Source organism: Microvirga sp. 2MCAF35, from assembly GCF_052115545.1.
Taxonomy (GTDB): domain Bacteria; phylum Pseudomonadota; class Alphaproteobacteria; order Rhizobiales; family Beijerinckiaceae; genus Microvirga.
Window position 1 is genome coordinate 1 of sequence record NZ_JBFRGW010000081.1, and the last position, 3234, is coordinate 3234.

At 60.9% G+C, this 3234-nt stretch carries 4 protein-coding genes; 1 reads left to right on the top strand and 3 read right to left on the bottom strand.

The annotated features are described in order from the left end of the window. Nucleotides 1-116 precede the first annotated feature (116 nt). A complete protein-coding gene (locus AB4097_RS21325) occupies nucleotides 117-401 on the bottom strand; it encodes an SDR family NAD(P)-dependent oxidoreductase (RefSeq protein WP_442043277.1) in 285 nt (94 codons plus the stop codon). A 91-nt stretch (nucleotides 402-492) separates the two neighbouring features. On the opposite strand from AB4097_RS21325, the gene AB4097_RS21330 reads away from it, so the two are divergent. Further along, a complete protein-coding gene (locus tag AB4097_RS21330) occupies nucleotides 493-984 on the top strand; it encodes a MarR family winged helix-turn-helix transcriptional regulator (RefSeq protein WP_442043279.1) in 492 nt (163 codons plus the stop codon). A 40-nt stretch (nucleotides 985-1024) separates the two neighbouring features. Here AB4097_RS21330 and AB4097_RS21335 read toward each other — a convergent pair whose 3' ends face one another. Together AB4097_RS21335 and AB4097_RS21340 are read right to left on the bottom strand one after the other, a co-directional pair. Next, nucleotides 1025-2653: a cyclohexanecarboxylate-CoA ligase gene (locus AB4097_RS21335; protein WP_442043281.1), complete on the bottom strand. Its 1629-nt coding sequence runs from the start codon at nucleotides 2651-2653 to the stop codon at nucleotides 1025-1027. A gap of 47 nt (nucleotides 2654-2700) precedes the next feature. After that, complete coding sequence (locus AB4097_RS21340; protein WP_442043283.1) at nucleotides 2701-3093, bottom strand: acyl-CoA dehydrogenase family protein; 393 nt, start codon at nucleotides 3091-3093, stop codon at nucleotides 2701-2703. Nucleotides 3094-3234: the final 141 nt, after the last annotated feature.

Genomic DNA, 3234 nt, shown 5'->3' on the forward strand with positions numbered 1-3234 from the left:
TCATCGCTCGGCTACAAGCCACCCGCACCCGAGGTAGTGCTATGGCCGGCTGCGCAACCCAGACCAGCTCCGCAGGCCACACCCACCGTAGCCCCACGACCCATCATGCACTAACATTAACCCCGGACCACCTCGCGGGGGCTGGCCACGATGGAGCCGAAGGCCTTTTCGGTATTGGCGACCGCCTGCTCGACTTGGTCACGAACAGTGATGTCGCAGGCGAAGGCCTGAGCCGTACCACCCTCCGCCTTGATCGCGGAAACCGTCTTTTCGGCTGCGTTCGGATCACGATCGAAAACGGCGACGAGCCCGCCGCGCGAGGCGATGTGGCGCGCCATGGCAGAACCTATTCCCCCTCCGCCGCCTGTGATGATAATGGTCTTTTCCTGAAAATCGCGCACCGTCACACTCGCTGGCCCTGTTAAGATATGACAACACTATGATATATTCGCATTTATGGCAACCCATTGACGTATTATTGAAAGTATCCTCATGAGCAAAGCCAAGCCACTCGCGGACACGGGCGCGTCTCCGGACGATCCGGGTTTCGAGGTTGCCAACCGCCTGTTCTTTCGCCTGTATCAATGCTCAAATCTGATGCACAAGAACGGCACTCGCTTTATGGCCGATTACGGCAGCACAACCCAGCAATGGGCGGTGCTCGGTGCACTGGCACGGCCGCGGGTGCGGACACAAGGAATGTCGGTCAAGGACCTGATCGAGTTCCTGCTCCTCAGCCGCCAGAATCTCACCGCCGTGCTTGATCGGCTCGAGGCCAGAGGCTGGGTGGAGCGGGTAAAAGACCCCGAGGATGGGCGCAGCCGTCTTATCAAGCTGACAGCAAAGGGAGAAAAGATCTGGGCGCAGATGCTGAACTCGATCAAGGCGTTCTACGGAGCCGCGCTGGACGACTTCAGCCTCGAGGATCAGATCCTGCTCTACCGCCTGCTTGATCGCCTGAAGGATAAGTTGAGCGTCGTATAGGCGCCGCGCAGGCGCTGCTGCGCGGCGGGATTGTGCCGGATCAGAAGCGTCGGGCTTCTTCCCTGAGCTTAAACTTCTGGATCTTGCCGCTTGGAGTGCGCGGCAATTCCTCAACGATCTCGAGCCGCTCGGGAATGTACTGCACCGCCATCTTCTGCTCCTTGAGGTAGGACGTCATTTCCTCAAAGGCCAGCGTTGCCCCTTCCTTCAGGGTGACATAGGCGCAGGCGCGCTCTCCGAGACGCTCGTCCGGATAACCGACAATGGCAACTCCCGCGATATTCGGATGCTTGAAGAGAATGCCTTCGATCTCGACAACAGGGATATTTTCACCGCCGCGGATGATGATGTCCTTCGAGCGACCCGCGATGCGTATATAGCCATCCTCATCCATGCGCGCGATGTCGCCAGTGTCGAACCAACCCTCCGCATTGGTGCTGTCGAGTTCCGGGCGCTTCAGGTAGCCGACGAAGTTCGAGCATCCGCGAACCTGGAGCTGCCCCTCGGTTCCGCTCGGCATGGCATTGCCTTCCGCATCGACCACCCGCACCTCCATGCCTGGCAGCGCCTTGCCGTCGGTGCTCGTGGTCTTCTCCTCGGGATCCTCCGGCTGAGTCGTGGTGACGGCACCGTTTTCCGACATGCCCCAGGCGGAGATGATGGCGGCCCCGAGCACCTGGCGCGCCTTTGTGACGAGCGCACGAGGGATGGGTGCGCCCGCCGAGACGAATACGCGCAGGGTCGGCGTGGCACCGGCGGTGCGCTCCACATAGTCCGTAAGGTCGTTAAGGAAGGGGGTTGCCCCCATGGTGAAGGTCGCGCCTTCTCGCGTGATCTGCTCCGCCATCGTCTGAGGCACGAAGATGTCCTGGAGCACAGCCGTCGCGCCCAGCATCACAGGAAGCACGAGGCCATACATGAAGCCGAGTTGGTGGGCCATCGGCGACGGCATGTGGATGACGTCGCTCTGCCCCAGATGAAGCCGCTCGGCAAAGGGCGTGAGGTTGGACAGCATCGTATTGGAAGTATGCATCACCCCTTTCGGTTCACCCGTGGTGCCACTGGTATAGAGCAACTGGATCACATCGTCGGGCGAGAGCTTACGCTCGCGCAGGCGCCTGCGCCCCTCCTCGCCGACTTTGGGCTTGAGCAGCGTGTCGAAGGATTGCTCACCTTCGCCATTGATGACGAACACATGCTTGAGTGACGATAGCTGCGCCTGAACGTTAGCCGCCATGGCTGCGTAATCGAAACCCCTGAACTTCGCCGGGACGATGAGCACCTTTGTCTCTGCAAGGCCGAGCATGAAGTTCAGCTCACGCTCACGGAAGATGACCATAAGAGGATTGCTGATGGCGCCGAGCTTGAGGCAGGCCAGATGCAGGACGGTGAACTCCCACCAGTTCGGCAGCTGGAACGAAACCACGTCCCCATGCCCGATGCCGTGCTCTTCAAGGCTGAGAGCAACGAGGTCGGAAAGCCGGTCGAGTTCCTCGTAGGTCAGGCGCTGCTCTCGCGCCAGCTCGGACTGGGACGCCACCACGGCGATCTTGCCGGGTGTCCGTGCCACGACACGGACAAGATGATCAAGGAGCGTTTCATCCCGCCAATGGCCGCTTTCCTTCATCGCAGCCCGGCGTTTCGGCAGCGAACCCAGTTCCAACTTCATGACATCTCCTCCTCGCTAAAAGCCGGGCGTCTGATGGCCCGTTCGATTCAGCCCGCGATCGATTTCAGCGTCTCGCGGGCAATGATGAGTTTCATGATCTGAGCCGTGCCGTCGCCGATCTGGAGGCCGAGCACGTCGCGCAGGCGCTGCTCGAACGGCAGCTCGGTGCTGTAACCTGCATGCCCATGCATCAGCAGGCATTTGTGCACGACCTCGAAGGCAAGCTGCGGCGCCCACCATTTGCACATGGCTGCCTCACGTGTATGAGGCGCGCCGGCATCCTTGGCGGCGAGTGTCTTGTAACAGAGGAGGCGCGCCGCCTCGACATGTGTCTCGCATTCGGCGAGCGGGAAAGTGACGCCCTGGTTATCCGACAGAGGCTTGCCGAAGGTCTTTCGCTCGGATACATATCTCCAGGTTTCGGACAGACAAGTGGCCAGCCCCCGCGAGGTGGTACGGGGTTAATGTTAGTGCATGATGGGTCGTGGGGCTACGGTGGGTGTGGCCTGCGGAGCTGGTCTGGGTTGCGCAGCCGGCCATAGCACTACCTCGGGTGCGGGTGGCTTGTAGCCGAGCGATGA